At 63.6% G+C, this 18,739-nt stretch carries 16 protein-coding genes; 10 read left to right on the forward strand and 6 right to left on the reverse strand.

From position 1 onward, the window contains the following. Positions 1 to 28: 28 nt before the first annotated feature. Both OXT71_13845 and OXT71_13850 read right to left on the reverse strand, forming a co-directional pair. Complete coding sequence (locus OXT71_13845; protein MDE2927474.1) at positions 29 to 2,200, reverse strand: UvrD-helicase domain-containing protein; 2,172 nt, start codon at positions 2,198 to 2,200, stop codon at positions 29 to 31. 131 nt (positions 2,201 to 2,331) lie between these two features. Then, entirely contained in the window at positions 2,332 to 3,333 is a 1,002-nt protein-coding gene (locus OXT71_13850; GenBank protein MDE2927475.1) for a hypothetical protein, read from the reverse strand. Positions 3,334 to 3,498: 165 nt separating this feature from the next. Here OXT71_13850 and OXT71_13855 point away from each other — a divergent pair, with 165 nt between their 5' ends. Next, positions 3,499 to 4,488 (forward strand): ParB N-terminal domain-containing protein, encoded by a 990-nt coding sequence (locus tag OXT71_13855; protein MDE2927476.1) that lies wholly within the window; start codon positions 3,499 to 3,501, stop codon positions 4,486 to 4,488. Positions 4,489 to 4,575: 87 nt separating this feature from the next. Further along, positions 4,576 to 5,697: a hypothetical protein gene (locus tag OXT71_13860; protein MDE2927477.1), complete on the forward strand. Its 1,122-nt coding sequence runs from the start codon at positions 4,576 to 4,578 to the stop codon at positions 5,695 to 5,697. Here the strand turns inward: OXT71_13860 and OXT71_13865 are convergent. Genes OXT71_13865 through OXT71_13880 form a run of 4 tightly spaced genes read right to left on the reverse strand, consistent with a single transcriptional unit; the run spans position 5,681 to position 9,576 of the window. After that, complete coding sequence (locus OXT71_13865; protein MDE2927478.1) at positions 5,681 to 6,181, reverse strand: hypothetical protein; 501 nt, start codon at positions 6,179 to 6,181, stop codon at positions 5,681 to 5,683. The genes OXT71_13860 and OXT71_13865 overlap by 17 nt on opposite strands. A gap of 7 nt (positions 6,182 to 6,188) precedes the next feature. Beyond that, positions 6,189 to 7,031, reverse strand: coding sequence for an OmpA family protein (locus tag OXT71_13870; GenBank protein MDE2927479.1), 843 nt, complete (start codon positions 7,029 to 7,031; stop codon positions 6,189 to 6,191). Continuing rightward, positions 7,015 to 8,286, reverse strand: coding sequence for a pitrilysin family protein (locus OXT71_13875; GenBank protein MDE2927480.1), 1,272 nt, complete (start codon positions 8,284 to 8,286; stop codon positions 7,015 to 7,017). The genes OXT71_13870 and OXT71_13875 overlap by 17 nt, the downstream gene beginning before the upstream one ends. 27 nt (positions 8,287 to 8,313) lie before the next feature. Continuing rightward, positions 8,314 to 9,576: a pitrilysin family protein gene (locus OXT71_13880; GenBank protein ID MDE2927481.1), complete on the reverse strand. Its 1,263-nt coding sequence runs from the start codon at positions 9,574 to 9,576 to the stop codon at positions 8,314 to 8,316. Positions 9,577 to 9,675: 99 nt separating this feature from the next. On the opposite strand from OXT71_13880, the gene OXT71_13885 reads away from it, so the two are divergent. From OXT71_13885 to OXT71_13920, 8 genes are all read left to right on the forward strand, one after another. Beyond that, positions 9,676 to 11,091, forward strand: coding sequence for a pitrilysin family protein (locus OXT71_13885; protein MDE2927482.1), 1,416 nt, complete (start codon positions 9,676 to 9,678; stop codon positions 11,089 to 11,091). A gap of 121 nt (positions 11,092 to 11,212) precedes the next feature. Beyond that, entirely contained in the window at positions 11,213 to 11,686 is a 474-nt protein-coding gene (locus OXT71_13890; protein MDE2927483.1) for a ribosome maturation factor RimP, read from the forward strand. Positions 11,687 to 11,728: 42 nt separating this feature from the next. After that, positions 11,729 to 13,075 (forward strand): transcription termination factor NusA, encoded by a 1,347-nt coding sequence (nusA, locus tag OXT71_13895; GenBank protein ID MDE2927484.1) that lies wholly within the window; start codon positions 11,729 to 11,731, stop codon positions 13,073 to 13,075. A gap of 88 nt (positions 13,076 to 13,163) precedes the next feature. Next, positions 13,164 to 15,656 carry a translation initiation factor IF-2 gene (gene infB / locus OXT71_13900; GenBank protein ID MDE2927485.1) on the forward strand — a complete coding sequence of 831 codons (2,493 nt, stop codon included), beginning with the start codon at positions 13,164 to 13,166 and terminating at the stop codon, positions 15,654 to 15,656. Between the two features lie 34 nt (positions 15,657 to 15,690). Continuing rightward, the gene (locus OXT71_13905) at positions 15,691 to 15,981 is read left to right on the forward strand and encodes a DUF503 domain-containing protein (protein ID MDE2927486.1); all 291 of its coding nucleotides are present in this window, start codon (positions 15,691 to 15,693) and stop codon (positions 15,979 to 15,981) included. Between the two features lie 643 nt (positions 15,982 to 16,624). After that, the gene (locus OXT71_13910; GenBank protein ID MDE2927487.1) at positions 16,625 to 16,825 is read left to right on the forward strand and encodes a hypothetical protein; all 201 of its coding nucleotides are present in this window, start codon (positions 16,625 to 16,627) and stop codon (positions 16,823 to 16,825) included. Positions 16,826 to 16,829: 4 nt separating this feature from the next. Continuing rightward, positions 16,830 to 17,957: an NAD(P)-binding domain-containing protein gene (locus tag OXT71_13915; GenBank protein ID MDE2927488.1), complete on the forward strand. Its 1,128-nt coding sequence runs from the start codon at positions 16,830 to 16,832 to the stop codon at positions 17,955 to 17,957. 12 nt (positions 17,958 to 17,969) lie between these two features. Next, on the forward strand, positions 17,970 to 18,739 hold a 770-nt coding region (locus OXT71_13920), incomplete at its 3' end, for a GTPase domain-containing protein (GenBank protein ID MDE2927489.1).

Genomic DNA, 18,739 nt, shown 5'->3' on the forward strand with positions numbered 1-18,739 from the left:
ATTCTGACGGCGATACTCCCGCCCCCGGTCAGACCAGCCTGACCCTCGCATATCTCTGGTAGAACTTCTTGATGCCCCGCCCGGAGAACGAGACGGTCAGCTTGAGATCGTTTCCGGCTTGCTGAACCTGCAAGACGATTCCGCGCCCGTAGTCGCGATGCTCGACTCTGGCGCCCGGTGTGAAGCTCGGGCTCATGGAACTGTCGTCCGTCCCTTCCGGTCCGGGACTCGGGGCCCCGGATCGTCCCGGAGAGCGACCGGCGCCCCAAAGCTGGGCCTGTGACCATTCGGGTCCGGAGTATCGCACCAGGCGGCGGGGAATTTCCGACAGGAAGCTGCTCGCCTGGCGGCGTTCCTCCAGGTCTCCCCCCCACATCCTCCGGGTGCGGGCGAGGGTGAGGATCAGGCGCTTCCGGGCCCGGGTCATGCCCACGTAGCACAGCCGCCGTTCTTCCTCCACATTCCCCTCCGCCAGCGATCGGGTGTGGGGCAGCAGCTTTTCTTCCAGTCCTACCAGGAAGACGATGGGAAACTCCAATCCCTTGGCGTTGTGGAGCGTCATCAGCGTGACCGGGGCCGCCTCGTCGTAATCGTCCGCTTCCGACCGGAGCGCGGTCTCGTCCAGGAACTCCTGGAGGCTCCGGCCGGAATCCACATGGTCGCGAGCGACGCTCAGGAGCTCCTGCAGGTTCATCAGCCGGTTGTTGGCCTCTTCCGAATCTTCTCGTTCCAGTTTCCGGACGTATCCGCTGGAATGCAGGACCTGTTCCAGGATGCTGTGCAGTGGCTGTTCCAGGTCGATCCACCGCTGCCATCGGCCCACGAGGGCGACGAAACGTTCCAGGACGTTTCGCAATCTGCGGGGCGCATCCTCCTGTTCGGCCTCCCGGCAAACGGCCTCCCAGAGCGAGTCGCCGCTTCGCGCCGCTCCCAGGCGGAGGCGGGCCAGGCTCTTTGCGCCGATGCCTCTCGGAGGAGTGTTGATGATCCGCTCCAGCGCCAGGTTGTCCCTGGGATTGCGGGCGACCCTCAGGTAGGCGAGGGCGTCCCGGACCTCCTTCCGCTTGTAGAAGCTCACACCTCCTACCAGACGGAACGGGAGGCCGAAGCGGTTCAAAGTATCCTCGAACTGCCGGGACAGAAAATTGATGCGATACAGGACGGCGATCCCCGTCTCTCCCTGTTGGAGGTAGCGTTCGATCCTCCGGCACACGAACAGCGATTCCGCGTGAGAGCTCTCCGCCGAATGGACCTCGACCGGCTCTCCGCGGGGATTCTCCGTCCAGAGCCGTTTCGGCTTTCTCTCCGAGTTGTGAGAGACCACCGCCGTGGCGGCGTCCAGGATGCTCTGGCGGGAACGGTAGTTCTGTTCCAGCTTGACCACGACCGCTCCGGGAAAGTCCTCCTCGAAGCTGAGAATGTTGCCGATGTCGGCTCCCCGAAAGGCGTAGATGGACTGGTCCTCGTCACCCACGGCAGTCACGTTCCGGTGGGTCGAGGCCAGATGGCGCACCAGGGCGTATTGACTGGCGTTGGTGTCCTGGTATTCGTCGATGAGGAGATACCGGTACCGGTTCGACCAGGCCTCCCGGATTTCGGGCTGTTCCCGGAAGAGTCTGTCGGCAAGCAGAATCAGGTCGTCGAAGTCCATGGCGTTGGACTTCTCCAGATGCTCCTGATAGTGCGCCATCACCGGCTCCAGTCCCTCGCGGTCGTAGGGATCGTCGTCGAAACGGAAATCGTAGACTCGCCTCCGGCTCCGGTTTTTCCTCTTGCTGATGAGGCTTCGGATCCTGCGCACCGGCGAACTGATGCCCGCGTCGGCGCAGATCTTCTTGAGAATGGCGTTCTGATCGTCCGTGTCGCAGATGGCGAAGTCCCGGCCGTAGCCCAGGTGTTCGGCGTGCCGGCGCAGAACCCGGACGCAGAAGGAATGAAAGGTCGAAAGCCTCGGGACCCGGTCCGGTCCCTGCAGCAGGCCTTCCACCCGAAGACGCATTTCCTCGGCCGCCTTGTTGGTGAAGGTGACCCCCAGGATCTCCCAGGGACGGCATTTCCCCTGGTGGATCAGGTGGGCGATCTTGCAGGTGATGACCCGGGTCTTTCCGCTTCCGGCGCCGGCCACCACGAGCATGGGACCATCGGTAGTGGTGACGGCCAGCTTCTGCCGGTCGTTCAGACTTTGGAGATAGTCGTCCATGGAACGCGGGTTCTCCGTCGCCGTGGCCGGGGGCAGGGCCGGCCCACGACGATCAGAATGAAGAAAGGGCCGGGAAAGCGTCGTGCTGTCCCGGCCCTTGTGATGAATCTGCTTTTGGCAGTCCGGAAGGCTCAGGTGACCCGCTCGACGAACTCTTCGATTCCGGCGAGGGAGTCGTTGTGGGTGGACTTGTAGAGCTGCTCCAGGTGCTTGCGGCAATGCTTGGCATGAGGCGCGCCCCGTTGAACGGAGCCGCGGGCGAAAGCCGTCATGGCGTCATCGATCCGGTTTTGCTGCCATCGTCCCATGCCGATGTAGAAGTAGGCTTCTCCCCGCAGCCCCCGCTCGGAGGTGTTGCGCAGGGCCCGGCTGTAACTGGAGATGGCGCCTCCCCAGTTCCTGGACTCGGCGGCGTTGCGGCCCACCGCGCCGTGGGCAATGGCCGTCTGCATCTTGACGTACTTGTCCCATTCCGCCTGCGAGGTGCCCTGCGGTTTCTTGAGCTGGGAGAAGGCCCTGATGGTCTTCCGGCCATACTCGGAAGCCTTTTGCCACTGCTTCTTGGTCACGTAGATATTGGTCAGCTCGGCCACGATCTGGTAGGTCTCCGCGGGCTTGAGCGCGGCTACCGCCTTCTCGCCGTAAGAGATGTACTTGGCCTGGTTCTTGGTCCCGTAGGAGAGGGCCAGGATGTAAGCGAGTCCGGCGGACGGCATCTTGCCGTAGAACTTCTCGCCATATTGGGCCGCTTTCTGAAGTTGCCGGCTCTGGAATGCGGCGTAGGTGACCATCTGCAGGGCGTTGGGTTCGTTCGGGTTCAGGGCCAGGAGCTTCTCACCGGCCGAGACCACCTTCCGGTGGTTACCCTGTTTCTGGTACGCCTGAAGCAACTTCACGTAGTTGCCCAAGCCATACTCGGTGAGCTTCGAATCGGGATTGGCCTTCATGAACCCGATGATGGCGTCCTCGCGCTTACCGAGGTTCGGTTCGTCGATGGCCGCCTTGTAGACCTGATACTCCTGGATGCTGTAAGGCGTCTGCTGTTGTCCCACCACGGGGCTCAAGACCAGGGCCGTCATGGCCAAAGCCAATCCGACTGCCAGACCCTTTCGGCGCGCTTTGAATGTCATCAATTGCTGTACCCTCCTCATGCAGTGTAATAAGGTTGAGGTTCGAAGCAAGTGGGAGCGACACTACCACAAGCCGCGTCCCGCGTGCAATCTCTCTTCGAGCCGTCGAAGCGGCCTTCCAGGCAACCATCGCCGGCGGTTCGGTCACTTCCAAGGAAGAGTCGCGTCATGAGTTTCCCGGAACCGCCTCCCGCCCTGGAAAACGTGGATCTGGCCCGTATCGACGGCTCGGACGAGACGCTGGCCATCACTCCAGCTTGGTTTCCCCTGGGACGATTGGCTGCGTCCATCCGGAGCGTGGGCGTGGTCACGCCCTTGCACCTGCAGCCGGCGCCGGGCGGCGATCTGAGAATCGCCATGGGGTTTAGCCGCTACCGCGCGGCGCGGGCTTCGGGCGTGCGCGCGGTGCCGGCGTTGGTCCGGACCCGGGCCTCCGACCGGAAACTCTTCGACTGCGCGCTGGCCGAGAAAGCCGCCGGCCCGCTTCACGATCTGGAGCGGGCGCGGGCTCTGGTCAAGCTCAGGGAGCAGTTCGGGGTCGAAGAGGAATCCCTCATCGACCGGTACCTGCCGCTCCTGAACGCGCCGCCCAGCCGCTACCGCCTCCGTTTCCTCCTCCGCCTCGGACGCCTCGACGAAGTGTTGCAGCGCGCCGTTCACCGGGTCCTGGACCCGGAAACGGCCTTCCGGCTGGCGGCTTGGACGGTTGCGGAGCGGGAGCTGTTTCTGGGACTCCTGACGCGGTATGAACCGGGCCGAAACCGGCAGCGGGAACTGTTCGACCTGCTGGACGACCTCAGGTCTGCCGAGCGCCGGCGCGGGTCCGCAGGGCTGGACCGGGTCTGGAAGTCGTCGGGCGCCGGAGAGGCGGATGAGGACGCCGGGACGGTCCGTCCTCTTCGGTTTCGCCGGATCCTGGATTGCCTCCATCGGCTGCGCCGGCCCCACCTGTCCCGGCATCAGGATCGCTACCGCCGGCTGAAGGGTGATCTCAAGATCCCCCCCCAGATCCGGTTGCAGGTTCCCCCCTACTTCGAGGGGGATCAGCTCTCGTTCTCTTTCTCCTGCCGCAATCAGGCCGAGTTTCGCCATCTGGTGGGCAGGCTCGAGGAGATGGGCAACCGTCGGGAGCTGGGACGGATCTTCGAACTCTTGTGACGGTCCATGACGTTCGTTGCGCGGGATTGATAAGCTTTTAGTCCGTCCCCCCTCCTGCGGTGGAAGGGGCGAGCGGAGGCCGACGCCATGGTTTCGTACAGACCGGACAAGATTTACGTGGAACGCTGCGTGGCGGACTCGTGGGTCACCCGGAACGTGTTGCGGCGGCTTGCAGACACGCCGGTCGAATGGCTCGACGACTCCCGCGCGCTGTTATCCGAGTCCCGCCGCTTGAGTCCTTCCCTGGCGGCGGCCAAGAGATCCCTGGTGTTGGCGCGGCACAAGGGGCGCTTTTTCAAGGATTGCCCGGCCAGCCGGTCACGGGGCGAGCGGAACGTCTGCTGCAACTACTTCGTCGTCAACTACGCCAGCAACTGCCACATGGAGTGCAGCTACTGCTATCTCCAGACCCACCTGAATTTTCCCCACCTGGTCGTCTACGCCAACTATCGCGACCTCTTGCAGGAACTCGAGACACGCTTCCGATCCCATCCCAAGACTCCCTTCCGGGTGGGGACCGGAGAGTTGGCCGACAGCCTGGCCCTGGATCCGCTGACCCGCTATTCGGTTCCCTTGGTGGAATTCTTTTCCCGCTTCGATAACGCGATCCTGGAATTCAAGACCAAGTCGGATTGCGTCGACAACCTGATGGGGCTGGAGCATGGTGGACGGACCGTGGTGTCGTGGTCCATCAATCCCAGGCCGGTCCAGGAGAGGGAGGAACATCGCACGGCGAGCATCGATCGGCGGCTCAGGGCGGCGGAACGTTGCGTTGCCGGCGGGTACCGGGTCGGATTCCATCTGGACCCCATGATCCACTACCCGGGCTGGGAGCGGGACTATGAGGATCTGGTCGACGAGATATTCCGCCGTTTTCCGCCCCGGTCCGTGGCCTGGATTTCCCTGGGCAGCCTCCGCCTGAGCGCCGAATTGAAAGCATTCATGAGGTCCCGATTCCCCCGAAGCGCACTTCCGCTGGGAGAGCTGGTCCCGGTCCCGGACGGCAAGCTCCGCTACTTCTGGCCGATTCGGGTGCAGATGTACCGTTCGACCGTGGAGTGGGTCAGGGACCGCAGCCCCCGGACCCCCGTCTATCTGTGCATGGAGCGTCCGGGAGTCTGGAGCAAGGTCTTTGCCCAGGCCCCGCCGGACGAGAAGCGCCTGGGCCGCCGTCTGGCCGGCAACCTGCCGGTTACTGCGGCACGGTGAACCGGAAGCCGTTGATGTCCATCTCGGCGCGGGTGGACATCCAGTCCCGGGGCAGATCCTGGATGTAGAGGGTGAAGCTCCGTTTCCTCATGGGCTGGATCGGGGCCGTGTAGGCGCCCGGCCGAATTGGAACCCGGGTCGTTTCCCAGACCGGCGTGTCGTAGTTGAAGAAGATCATCTTCATCTCGACCACGTCCAGCGCCCGCTCCCCCTGATTCTCGATGGTGGCGGAAAAAACGGCCATTCGGTTGCCGGCAATGTTCTTGGCCATCTGGAGGCGGGGCCGGGTCAGGCTCACGTGTTCCCGATACCAGCCGTAGTCCGAATCCCCTTCCCGGAGCACTCCGGTCAGCTCCTCCCGCTGCTGGGGCTTGGGATCATGCATGAAGATGACCACACTCGCCAAAAGGATGGCTGCCAACCCGACGGGAATCAGGATTTTCCAATGCTCTTTGGTGCGGGCGGCGGCGTTGGTCTGAAACATGGTCGGTCTACTCCTGCTCCTGGATCAGGACAAAATGAACTCTCCGGTTCAAGGCCCAGGACTCTTCCGACTGGCCCGTGTCGAAAGGCCGTTCCTCTCCCAGGGCGATGGTCGACATGCGGCCGGGATCGATGCCCGCGTCCACCAGAAATTGGCGCACCACCTGGGACCTCATGTCGGCCAGAGCCAGATTGTATTCGTCGGTGCCGCGCTCGTCACAATGCCCTTCCAGGACGAACCGGACGTGAACGTTTTCGGGCTGGGAAAACCAGCGGGCGTTGGCCTCCAGGATGGACCTGTTCTGCGCATCGAGCGCGCTGCTGTCGAAGCCGAAGAAAACGGGCGCGACACTGAGCGGGATTTCATCGTCGCGGGCCGCCGGGAACAGGTCTTCCTGGTCGATTTCTCCACTCCGGTCCGCCGAAACCTCGATCGTCACCAGGCGCTCCACCGTGCCCCCCGGTCCTGTGGCGCTCAGCCTGTAGGAGGTCGTTTCTTCGGGAAAGAGCTTGATTCTTCCGGACGGATCCACGACTCCGATGCCCTGGTCGATCCGCACTTCGCCGGCGCCCTCGGTCTCCCATGACAGCAGGGCCGAGCCCCCTGGCCGGATCACGGACGGCTCGACGCGAATCTCCAAGCTGGGCGCCGGGGCAACGGCCGGCTCGGCCGCGTCGGTCCCGGTTGTGGAAGTGCCGGCGCCGGCGCCCCGGTCGGCGGCGCTGGGAGGAAGGGGGGGCACCCGGTTTCTGCCGCAAGAGGCCCCCGCCAGGACCAGAAGCCCCAAGACCAGGAACGGCAGAAGACGGGATGGAATCCTGAAGAGGTCCCTTTCAGCGGGTGGAAGCATACTCAGGTCCGGCGATGATGGTGGTGAAGTTTACCGTATCCAAATGGCGGCGGGCAACCCGCCTCACCTCCTCGGCGTCGACGGCGCGGATCCAATCCGGATACAGGCGGATGAAGTCCGGGTCCAGGCCGAAGCGTTCCGCGGTCAGCAGAAACCGGGCCACGTGGGCGTTGGACTGGAAACCGAATACGAAGCTGCCGGTCAGATAGTTCCGGGCCAATTCCATCTCCTCTTCCGTAGGTCCATCCTTGATGAGACTCTCGATTTCCTTCATGAGTCCGCTCACGGCGGCGTCACGATTCGACGGCGAGGTGCAGATGTAGGCGAGGAACCGTCCCGGATAGCGGCCGGCCGACCCGGTGAGGTCGCTGTAGGTGGCATAGGCGAGGCCCCGGCGGTCCCTGAGCTCCCGGGGGATCCGGCTGGTGAACCCCGGCCCGCTGCCCAGGACGGCGTCCATCACCTGGAGCGCATAGAAATCGGGGTGGTCCCGGGTCACGCCCAGGTGACCCAGACAGACGTGGACCTGTTCCCGGCCCTCCAGGACCCGCTGCCGCACCCGGGGTGCACGCTGGCGGCGGGGCGCCGGAGGCCGGCTCTTTCGGAAGCGGCCGTTTCGCCACGATCCTAGGCGGCGGTCCACCAGATCCGCAACCTGTGCGTGACCGGCGTTCCCCACAACCACCAAAACCGTGTTCCCCGGAGCGTATCGCAAGCGGTGAAACTCCCGAACGTCCTCGATCTCCAGCCGCCTCAACGACGCCGGGGTGCCCAGGCCGGGGAACTGCAGCGGACCGCCGCGGTAGATCTCCCGGTTCAACAGGTTGCTCACCACCACCTGCGGGTCGTCCTCCAGCGCCTCCAACCGGGTCAGTGCCTTCTCCCGCTCCAGGCCGAATCGTTGCCGGGGGAAGGTGGGGCGGGAAAGCATCTGGGCCGCCAGATCGAGTCCTTCCGGCAGATCGCGGTCCCTGAGATGGAGCGAGATCCCGGTCAGTTCATGTTGGCAGTAGGTGGAGAGGTTGCCGCCCGCGTCCTCCACCAGGCGGGAAATGTCGTCGGCCCGGTATTTGGCCGTTCCTTCCTCCAACATCCGTGAAGCAAGGGCCGCCAGTCCCGGCTGCCGGAGCGGGTTCTGGTCGGTGCCGGCGAGAACGAAGGCGTTGACCGAAACTACGGGCAGGCGGTCGTTTCGACAGGTGAGGAGGACCAGTCCGTTGTTCCAGACCCGTCGTTGGAATCCGTCCAGAACCATTTTCGATACTCTCGGCTGCGGGTTGGGCTATCCGGTCTCCACGACGCCGACCGTCCAGCGCCGTCCGGACCAGTGTCCGGCCGCGGCCGCCATGACCTCCTCGGCGGTCAGCCGGGAGATTCGCTCCACGTAGTCGTTCCAGTATCCCGGGCGCTGCAGCGCTTCCATGGAGGCCAGTTGCATGCATTGGTCGAATGTCGTTTCCAGTTCGAAAAGAGACTGGTTGATGCACTGGTTCTTGGCCCGGATCAACTCGTCCCGGGTCAGCGGTTCGGTGCACAGTTGCATGAGTTCGTGGACGAGGAGTTCCTCGGTCTGCTGCAGGTCGGCATTCTCGCGCAACTCCAGGCGGATCAGCAGGAGGTAGGGGTCGAAGGTGTCGCCCATTTCGGTATGGACCAGGGACGCCAGTTGGGTCTCTTCGACGAATTTCCTGTAGAGGCGTGAAAGCCGGCCCTCGGAGAGCACCCGGTCCAGGATCTGAAAGGCGTCGTGGTCACTCTGGTGAATGGAGGGGGCGGGCAGGGCCACCAGCATTTTGGGTACCCGGCTCCGGCGCCGGACTTTGATCCTGACCCGGCCGCTGTCCGCCGCCTCCCGGGGCGGACCCGGCGGCGGCGGAAGACCGGTGGATGTCTGACGGAAGAGCCGCTCCACCGTCCGGAGAGTGAAGTCCGGGTCCGTGTCGCCGGCGACGGCCAGCACGGCGTTCCCGGGGACGTAGTACCGGCGGTAGTGCTCCACCATCTGCTCCACGGTCAGCGCCTCGATGTCCCGGCTCATTCCGATGATGGGGAAGCGGTACGGGTGCCGCTCGAAAGCCGTCAACTCGACCGACCGGCGAAGTGCGCCCCAGGGATGGTCCTGTTCCATTCTGGATTCTTCGAGGATCACCTGCCGCTCCAGTTCGAACTCCTGGGGGTCGAAACGATTGTTCGACATCCGGTCGGACTCGATTTCCAGAGCGCAAACCCATCGGTCGGAGGCAAAGCTGAAAAAGTAGCCGGTATAGTCCTGCGTGGTGAAGGCGTTGTTGGAGCCCCCATGGAGCGCCGTGATCCGGTCGATCTCTCCGGGGCCGTAGCGTCCGGTGCCCTTGAACATCATGTGTTCCAGGAAATGGGAAATGCCGGTCCGGCCTGCAACCTCCACTCTGGATCCCACCCGGTAACAGACCATGGTGGTGACGACAGGACTGGTGGGGTCCGGGCGCACCAGCAGGGTCAGACCGTTGTCGAGACGGTAGCGATGGACCGGAGGAACCCGGAAGCCGGGGGTTTGTCCCTTCAAGACCGGTTCCTTTCGGGGATGTCCCTTCTCCCGGCAACCGGAGATCGAACGATCTCTTTTGCGCCGCGCTCGCGGGACACTGATACAATGTTCCGATCCATGAGGAATCCAGTCCAGCACTCCGGCTCCCGTCCCGGCAGGGCGATCCGGACGCTTCCGATCCTGGCCGCTGTCATCGCCATGATTATAGCGTCAGCTCCCGGCGCGCCGACGGTGAAGCTGGCGAAGTTGAGCGTTCCTTCGTTCGAGCGGAAGTCCCTGCTCAACGGGATGGAGGTGCTGATGCTCCCGCCCGGCCCGTCGCGCCGGTCCTTCCGTCTCATGATCGAGAACGGGGCCGCATTCGATCCGGTGGATAAGTGGGGCATCACCCATCTCACCACCCGGATGTTGCTGGAGGAGACCGAGATCCGCTCCGGCGACCTGATTCGGCGGCAGCTCGAAAGCCTCGATGCCGAGTTGGAGTTCCAGGTCGATTGGGATGCCATTTACCTCTACGGAAACGCCCCGGAAGGGAATCTCCCCGCGGTCCTGGGACTGCTGGGGGAGATCGTGGTGCGTCCCTTTTTTCGGGAGGAGACCTTCGAGCGGCTCAGGGCGCAGCAACTGGAAGAGGTCGAAAACCAGTTGAAACGACCGGAAGTGGTCACCCAGAAAGCGTTTCTGGCCAATCTCTTCGGACCGAATCCGTACGGACACGGCGTTCTGGGAACCGTGGAGACGCTCAACAACCTGGAGTTGAGAGACGTCAAGATCCAATACCGGAAGCTCTTTCTTCCCAACCAGGCCAGACTCGCGCTGCACACGTCAGCCGAGCCGCAGGACTTGTTCCGTGAACTGAGTCGCCGCTGGGGCGTCTGGATCCGCGCCGAAGCGGCCCCGTTCACGTTTCGCCGGGCTCCGGCCGGGCAGGGATGGCGCATTCTGCTGCAAGACCTGCCCGGGGACGAGGCCCTCTTTCGCTGGGGCAGGCTCGGCGTCGAGATGGGCAGCAGGGATTACTACGCCCTCAAGATGTTGGAGGAGTATCTGACCCTCTCCCTGCCCGGCTTGGCCCGGGTGGTGGAGGCCGAGCAGCAGATCCAGGCCTCTTCCCGGGTGAAGGCCTTTCGAATGCCGGGATATCTCCAACTGAGCCTCAGAACCTCCTCGGATCGCCTGATGCCTTATCTGAAGGAGTTTCTTCAGACCATGAGCGGACTTCGGAAGGGCGAGGTGGACTCGTCTCTGATGGAGGAAGCCAGAAGCCTGGCCTATCTTGAATTCCGCAATCGATTGGAAGATCCGGTGGGCCGCCTGACCCGCATACTGGACACCAGCCTCTACGATCTGGGTGTCACCTACATCGTGAACTATGGACTCCGCCTGCGGCGGGTGACGCCCGAGGACTTTCGCACGCTCCTGATGGAGTACCTCTCACAAGACTCTTCGCTGCTCGTCGTCGGTGGTCCCGCCGCTGATCTCAAGCCTGAACTCGAGGAATTGGGGCCGGTTCAAATCTCCACCGTCCATTGAACTGAATTTGGGGCTCGGCTATATTCTAGAAGACTGCGGCGATTTTCGTCCGGAGCTTGGCAGAGGTTTATTCACCACATTTGGTGGGCCGGCAACCGCAAGATCGCCCCAGGGTGCGACCATGACGGAATTGGCTGAGAAGGTGGAATTCCTGCTGCGCGGGGCCGTAGAGGAACAGGGGCTGGAACTGGTTCATGTCCAGTTCCTTGGCCGCCGCCGGAGTCCTTTGTTGAGAGTCTACATCGACAAGCCCGGAGGCGTTACGTTGGAGGACTGCCAGAGTGTCAGCCGGCAGGCGGGCGTGCTGCTGGACGTGGAGGATCTGATCTCCGGCCGGTACGTGCTGGAGGTGTCTTCTCCGGGTCTGGACCGCCCTCTCTTCCGCGTGGAGGACTACCGGCGATTCTCGGGACGCGAGGTGCGCCTCGTCACCCGCGAGAAGATCGACAGCCGTCACAAGTTCACGGGTTTCATCCAGGACCTTCGTGACGGCGTCGTGGAGTTGGACTGCCAGGACAAGACTTACCGGATCCCCTTCGGGATGATCGCCAGGGCCAACCTGGTCCACCGGTTCGCCGACTCGTTCCGGAAGTAGAATCGGCCGCAGCGGGCGGCAACAGTGAGGATATAGCGAAGCATGTCGAATGCCCTGAGTCAGAGCGTCGAGCAGCTCAGCCGGGAAAAAGGCGTCGAATCCAAGGTCATTTACGAAGCCCTTGAGGACGCCATGGCCGCCGCCGCCAGGAAGCATTTCAGGACCGAGGAAGATCTGCAGGCGCGTTACGATCCGGTGACCGGCACCATCGAGGTGTTCGCCGTCAAGCGCATCGTTGAGGAAGTCGAAGAAGCAGAGACCGAGATGGCTCTGTCGGAGGCCTTGCAGTACGACGAGAGCTTCAAAGTGGGGGATTACCTGGAGATCCCCAAACCACCCTTGGAACTGGGGCGAATCGCCGCCCAGACGGCCAAGCAGGTCATTTTCCAGAAAGTTCGGGAAGCGGAACGGGAGAACGTCTTCGAGGAGTATTCGGGCCAGATCGGACAGGTGGTCCACGGAATCGTGCGGCGCTACGAGGGGGGCAATATCGTGCTGGACATCGGCCGGACCGAGGCCGTGCTCCCGTACAACGAGCAGGCCCGCACCGAGGAGTATCGCCCGGGGGATCGGGTGCGAGCGGTCATCATCAAGGTGCACCGTCTCTCCAAGGGTCCCCAGATCGTCGTCTCCCGGGGCGATCCCAGCCTGTTGATCCGTTTGTTCGAGGCCGAGATTCCCGAAGTCTACGACCACACGGTCATCATCAAGAATGCGGTTCGCGAAGCGGGCGAACGAGCCAAGGTGGCGGTCTCGAGCCGGGACGACAACGTGGACCCGGTGGGAGCCTGCGTCGGCATGAGAGGCAGCCGGATCAACGCGGTGATCCGGGAGTTGCGGGGAGAGAAGATCGACATCATCCAATACTCGGACGACATCGTCGAGTACACCATCAACGCCTTGAACCCCGCGCGAATCTCCAAGGTGCTGGTCCAGGACCCGCTGGACAAGGTTCTGGAAGTCATCGTCCCGGAGGATCAACTGTCTCTGGCCATCGGCAGAAAGGGACAGAATGTCCGCCTGGGTTCCAAGCTGCTGGGTTGGGAAATCAACATCAAGAGCGAGGAGGACAAGAAACGGGAGATCCTGGCTCAGATGGAACAGCTGGCCGTACAGGCCGAACAGGCCGAACAGGCCGAACAGGCCGCGCGGGCGGGCCTGGAGGAGCTGGAGGGCCTGGGTGAAAAGACTCGGATTCGCCTCCAGGAAGCCGGTGTGCAAACCATTGAGGAACTTTCGAAGCGAACGGTCGAGGAATTGACGATCATTCCCATGATCGGCGAAAAGTCGGCTCTTAAGCTCCTTGCCCTGGCGGAGGCGTGGGTCCCCGGTCAGGCGCAGGACGCGGTTGTGGAAACAGCCGGGGAAGCCGAGGCTGAGTTGGTCTGAACCATAGATATGATGGACGTGCAAGCGGTTGTGGGCCGATGGAGTCCGCACCGGCGCATGTAAAGCGATAGGAAGCATCAAGACGGTTATGGAACAGGTGAGAGTCAACGAACTGGCTTCCGAATTCGAGATGCGGAGTACGGCCGTCATCTCGGAGCTCAAGAAGATCGGGGTCTGGGTGCCTTCACCCGAAACTCCGGTGGACTTTGACATCGCCAATCGAATCCGCCGGCGCCTGCAGCTCGTCATCGACACGGCGCAGGAGGAGCAGGCCCGGTCCGTCAAGGCGAAGGTCAGGAAACGGCCGGCCGCCAAGCCACGCAAGACCATCAAGCAGTTGGGCCAGCCCAGGAAAGCCGCGTCACCTGCGGCGGAGGCGATCGACAGCCCGTTCCTCATGGGATCGCTGAAGCCCAGAAAGGGGACAGGCAACTATCGGCGGGTCGTGACCGAGCCGCCGGAGGAGATCCTGGAGAAGACCGAGGTCACCATCGAAGACGAGCCCATCATCGAGAAGGTCGAGGCCCAGATTTCGGCGGAGCTTCTGGAACAGGCACAGCGAATGGTCCTTTCCACCCCGGCGCCGGTTACGTCCACCGGTCTTCCTCTGGTGCCGCCCGGTGGGGCCCCGCCAGTGGTTCCGCCACCGGTATCCGCGCCACCGCCGCCGGAAGATGTGGTGGAGCCCACTCCTGAGGAAGCTCCCACTCCCGATCTGCCGGATGAGGCGGTCGAGGCCGCCACGGCTGCCGAAGCCGAGGCTCCTGCCGTCGAAGCCCCGGAGACGGAAGACCAGCCCGCCGAGATGGTGAAAGAGCCCGAGGGCCCCGCCGTGATCACGGTCAGCGATTCGGTGACCGTGAGGGAACTGAGCGAGAAGTTGGGGGTCAAGAGCAAGGTGCTCATCAAGGAGCTCTTCTCCCGGGGCGTGATGGCAACCATCAATCGGAGTCTGGACCGCGACACGATTCAGCAGTTGTGCGACCTCTTCGAGATTCAGGTCGAGTTCGTCACCGAGCAGGAGGCCCTGGTCCAGGAGGAGCATGTCGTCGAACGTCCGGAAGACGTTCGCGTGCGGGCCCCGGTCGTCACCGTCATGGGGCATGTCGACCACGGAAAGACGTCGCTCCTGGACGCCATTCGAGAATCCCGTGTGGCCGAATCCGAAGCCGGGGGCATCACGCAGCATATCGGCGCCTACCATGTCTCCGTCGACGGCAGCAAGATCGTCTTTCTGGACACTCCGGGCCACGAAGCCTTCACCCTGATGCGGGCGCGCGGCGCCAAGGTGACCGACGTGGTGGTCCTGGTCGTCGCCGCGGACGATGGCGTCATGCCGCAGACTCTCGAGGCCATCGACCACGCCAAAGCCGCCGACGTTCCCATCGTGGTGGCCGTCAACAAGATGGACCGGCCCGACGCCAGGCCGGACCGGGTCAAGCAGCAGTTGGCGGACCGCGGACTCACTCCGGAGGACTGGGGCGGGGACACGGTCATGGTCGAGGTGTCCGCCTTGGTGCACACCAACCTGGACCTGTTGCTCGAGATGATCCTCCTGGTGGCGGATCTGACGGAGAGAACCGCCAATCCCCAGAAGCCGGCCGTGGCGGTGGTGCTGGAGGCTCAACTGGATCGGGGGCGAGGCCCGGTGGCGACGGCGCTGGTGCAGGACGGGACCCTCCGGGTGGGGGACTCCTTCGTGGTGGGCACGGCTTACGGCAAGGTCCGCGCCATGTTCGACGACCGGGGACAGCCCGTCGTGGAGGCCGGACCCAGTTCTGCCGTCGAGGTCTTGGGGCTGCAGGATCTTCCTCAGGCGGGAGACTCCTTCCAGGTTTTGGCAAGCGCCGCCAAAGCACGGGAAATCGCCCAGCAGAGGAGTCAGGAGCAGCGCCGGAAGGAGCTGGCCAGATCGGGGCCTGTGGGTCTGGAACAGCTCTTCGCCCAAATGGGAAGCCAGGAAGTCAAGGAACTCGACCTGGTCATCAAGGCCGACGGGCGCGGATCGGTCGAGGTCCTGGAAGGATCGCTTCGCAAACTGAGCGGAGAGAAGGTCCGCATCAAGATCGTCCACAGCGGAGTCGGCGCCATTTCCGAGTCGGATGTCTTGCTGGCGGCCGCCTCCAATGCCCTGGTGGTGGGCTTCAACGTCCGTCCCGAACGCAACGCCCAGATGACCGCCGAGCGGGAGCAGGTCGAGCTTCGCATGTACACGGTCATCTACGAGCTGATCGAAGAAATTCAGCAGGCCATGCTCGGTCTTTTGGAACCCACCATTCGCGAGCGGTTGGTCGGCCGGGCGGAAGTGCGCGACACTTTTCGCGTGGCCAAGTTCGGAACCATCGCCGGATGCTTCGTTCGGGACGGGTCGATTTCCCGCAACTCCCTGATTCGACTGGTTCGAGACGGCGCCGTCATTCACGAAGGCCGGACCGCCTCGTTGCGGCGATTCAAGGAGGACGTCAACGAGGTCAGGAGCGGGTACGAGTGCGGCATCTCCATCGCCAACTACCAGGACATCAAGGTCGGAGACGTGATCGAAGCCTTCGTGAAGGAAAAGGTGGCTCCCCAACTCGTTTAGTCCGGTTTCTCCATAAACTCCCGCGCGTTCGCCGATGCCCATCGTTTTCTGTTCGCTTGAGATTTACCTCCCCTACAGCCGGTCTCTGAAGGAGAAGCGCAACGTGGTCCGCAAGACGGCGGACCGCCTGCGTTCCCGGCTCAACTTCTCCGTGGCCGAGATCGACTACCAGAATCTGCACCGGAGGGCCCGGCTCGGAGCGGTCTCGGTGGGACCCGACCGGGTGACTCTGGAACGCGTTTCCAATCGGCTCATTCGGGAGAGCGAGAAGATTCTGGGAGGGGATCTGGTGGACTACCACGTCGAAATCTTCGATCATGACTGACGGCTCCTGGCCCGCGTTTGGACGAGATTCTCTCGCTCCCGCCCTTTTGGCCCCAGGGCCGTCTGTGCTAGATTTGGACGATGATGCCTTGTAGAGCATCCGTGCACGCCGGACCCGCACGACGTGGCTCCGTCTGGCGCGCCTGGGTCGCCATCCTGACACTGGCAGTCACCGGCGCCGCAATCGCCGCGGCCATCTGCCACGAGGAGCACGCAGCCGGACACGACTGCACGGCCTGCCAGCTCCGGCACCAGCCCGCCGCCGAACTCTCCGGATCCTTGCAGATTGGTTTCTCGAACGTTTCGGCGCCGCTGAAGCGCGCTGGCGACGGCGGATGGATCTCATCCGGTCATTCCCGCAGCCTCTCCGCCCGCGCACCCCCCGCCTAGTTCCCGTTACACGCTTAGTTCGCCTTTAGTACCGCCATCGCCGGCGACACCGCCCGTTGTCGGTGGTGCAGGCAAATGCGCCCCGTGCGACCGATGTGTTTCCCGGCGCCGCGCGGGCCCGCGACCTCCGGTACCGCCCAGGGGAACTCTTCCCGAGGTCCGGCGTCGGCGCACGTTCCATGCGGTTTCCATTCCCGGCGGCGGATCAGTGAACCGTTGGGACTCAGGAAGGGGAATCCAGGAAGGAGAATCTGATGAACCGATTGACAGCAACTGGCATTACAGAGACAGGGGACTGGCGAGCGCTCAACGACCGCCTCGTCGCCGCGCTCAAGCCGTTCGCACCGCCGCTGGCTATCTCGTTCCACGGCGCCGGCGAGACGCTTGAGGCGACGGTCGGACTCGACCGCGCGATGGCGCGCTGCGCCTCGGCGGACGCGAAACGGTTTGGGTGAGCCGATGGCGAAAAAAGTCCGGTCATTCGACATTGTCATCGTTGGCGCCGGGGCCGCCGGTCTCGGCCTTGGTGTGACGCTACGCGACCTCGGAATCGAGAACTTTGTGATCCTCGACCGCTCCGCCATCGGCGCCTCATTCCTGCGTTGGCCCCGGCAAACGCGCTTCATCACGCCGTCGTTCAACAGCAACCAGTTCGGCAGCCTGGACCTGAATGCCATCTGCCTGTACACCTCGCCGGCTTACTCGGTTGGCGTCGAGCACCCCACGGGGGAGGAGTACGCCGGCTATCTGCGAGCGGTTGCGAAGCATTTTAACTTGCCCGTGGAGACCGGGGTCGACGTTCGCTCGGTCGCGACGAGAGCTCGATCCAAGGGGTTTCGGGTGGAGACGAGTCGCGGCGACGTCCGCGCGCGGTTCGTGGTCTGGGCGGGCGGCGAAATGCAGTACCCGCGGACCGATTGCTTCCACGGCGCCGAGTTTTGCCTGCATTACTCCAATGTGACCTCATTTGACGATCTCAAAGGCGCCGAGAGATGCATCATCGGCGGTTCCGAGAGCGGCATCGACGCCGCCGTCGCGCTGGCCGCCGCCGGTCGACGAGCCGTCGTCTTCGACCGCGACGAGCCGTGGAAGCGAATCGGGCCGGACCCCAGCGAACTCTTGTCACCCTTTACGAAGACGCGTCTGAATTCGGTAATCGACTCGGGTCGGGTGACGCTGCGCGGAGGCTGTACGGTCATCGGCGTCAGCCGCAAGGACAATGGCTATCGGTTGGCGCTCAAGGACGGCGACGTCGTCCACTGCGCCGAGAAGCCGATCCTGGCCTCCGGATTCACCGGTTCGGCAAGCCTCGTTCGCTCGTTGTTCGATTGGCGGGATGATGGTTTCCCGTTGCTGACGGAAAACGATGAGTCCACCGTGACGAAAGGGCTATTCCTGGTCGGGCCGCAGGTGCGCCAAGACGATGTCATCTTTTGTTTCATCTACAAGTTCCGCCAGCGCTTCGCCGTGGTGGCCAACCAGATCGCCCAACGCCTGCGGATCAGCGTGGAGCCGCTCGAGGAGTACCGCCAGCACGGAATGTACCTCGACGATCTATCGTGCTGCAGTGATGATTGCGCTTGTTGAAGGAGCCGTGAAATGCTCCGGACGTCACTTCGAACTGTCGTTCTGTTGGGTAAAGAGAACGTCGGCAAGACGCAACTGGCCGCATCGCTGACGGGTGCGTCCAGCGCTGCCTCGAACTTCCGAGGCGCCAACGTCGGCTGCGACTCCTACCGAGTGGACGACTGGGAACTGATCGACACGCCCGGGCTGCTACGAAGCTCCGATGTTGAGACCACCCGACTAGCCCTGGAGCGCCTGCGTGGCGACGATACCGTCCTACTGGTCGCCCAGGGAACCGAACTGGACGCAGACTTGGCCGACCTGCTGCCGCTGGTAGCGGGTCGACTCGGCGCACTGGTCGTGACCCATCGGGACCGACTCGCCCGGCTGGAAGTGGAGGCGCGGCTGGGAGAGTTGGCGCGCCGGACGGGTTTGCCGGTGGTCTTTGTGGACGCTCGACGACTGGACCCCAACGACCGTCAAGGGCTGATACAGGCGCTGGAAGCGCCCGGCACGATCCCCGCCGAAGCCGGTTTGAGCTTCCGCGATCTGATCGTCCGTCCGCGCCCTCTTTTCCTGGATCGCTCCGCCCTCGGGCCATTCTGGGCGCTGCTGCTGTTGTTGACTCCCGCCTGGGTCGCGGTGGATGCCGCCAGTCGTCTCGCGGACCGAATCGACCCCTGGGTTCGCGTCCCGACTGAACTGCTGGCCGGGTTGTTGGCGAGCTGGCCGCAGCCGCTTGCGGAGATCCTGGCCGGCGACTACGGCTTTGTCACGATGGGGCCGCTGCTGTTGGTGTGGGC

The sequence above is a fragment of the Acidobacteriota bacterium genome, assembly GCA_028874215.1.
Classification (GTDB): domain Bacteria; phylum Acidobacteriota; class UBA6911; order RPQK01; family JAJDTT01; genus JAJDTT01.

Bases quoted from the DNA above. Each gene is read 5' to 3' on its own strand.
- OXT71_13845 (MDE2927474.1), bottom strand. From the start codon at position 2,200: ATGGACGACTATCTCCAAAGTCTGAACGACCGGCAGAAGCTGGCCGTC.
- OXT71_13855 (MDE2927476.1), top strand. From the start codon at position 3,499: ATGAGTTTCCCGGAACCGCCTCCCGCCCTGGAAAACGTGGATCTGGCC.
- OXT71_13860 (MDE2927477.1), top strand. From the start codon at position 4,576: ATGGTTTCGTACAGACCGGACAAGATTTACGTGGAACGCTGCGTGGCG.
- OXT71_13865 (MDE2927478.1), bottom strand. From the start codon at position 6,181: ATGTTTCAGACCAACGCCGCCGCCCGCACCAAAGAGCATTGGAAAATC.
- OXT71_13870 (MDE2927479.1), bottom strand. From the start codon at position 7,031: ATGCTTCCACCCGCTGAAAGGGACCTCTTCAGGATTCCATCCCGTCTT.
- OXT71_13875 (MDE2927480.1), bottom strand. From the start codon at position 8,286: ATGGTTCTGGACGGATTCCAACGACGGGTCTGGAACAACGGACTGGTC.
- OXT71_13885 (MDE2927482.1), top strand. From the start codon at position 9,676: ATGAGGAATCCAGTCCAGCACTCCGGCTCCCGTCCCGGCAGGGCGATC.
- OXT71_13890 (MDE2927483.1), top strand. From the start codon at position 11,213: ATGACGGAATTGGCTGAGAAGGTGGAATTCCTGCTGCGCGGGGCCGTA.
- nusA (MDE2927484.1), top strand. From the start codon at position 11,729: ATGTCGAATGCCCTGAGTCAGAGCGTCGAGCAGCTCAGCCGGGAAAAA.
- infB (MDE2927485.1), top strand. From the start codon at position 13,164: ATGGAACAGGTGAGAGTCAACGAACTGGCTTCCGAATTCGAGATGCGG.
- OXT71_13905 (MDE2927486.1), top strand. From the start codon at position 15,691: ATGCCCATCGTTTTCTGTTCGCTTGAGATTTACCTCCCCTACAGCCGG.
- OXT71_13910 (MDE2927487.1), top strand. From the start codon at position 16,625: ATGAACCGATTGACAGCAACTGGCATTACAGAGACAGGGGACTGGCGA.
- OXT71_13915 (MDE2927488.1), top strand. From the start codon at position 16,830: ATGGCGAAAAAAGTCCGGTCATTCGACATTGTCATCGTTGGCGCCGGG.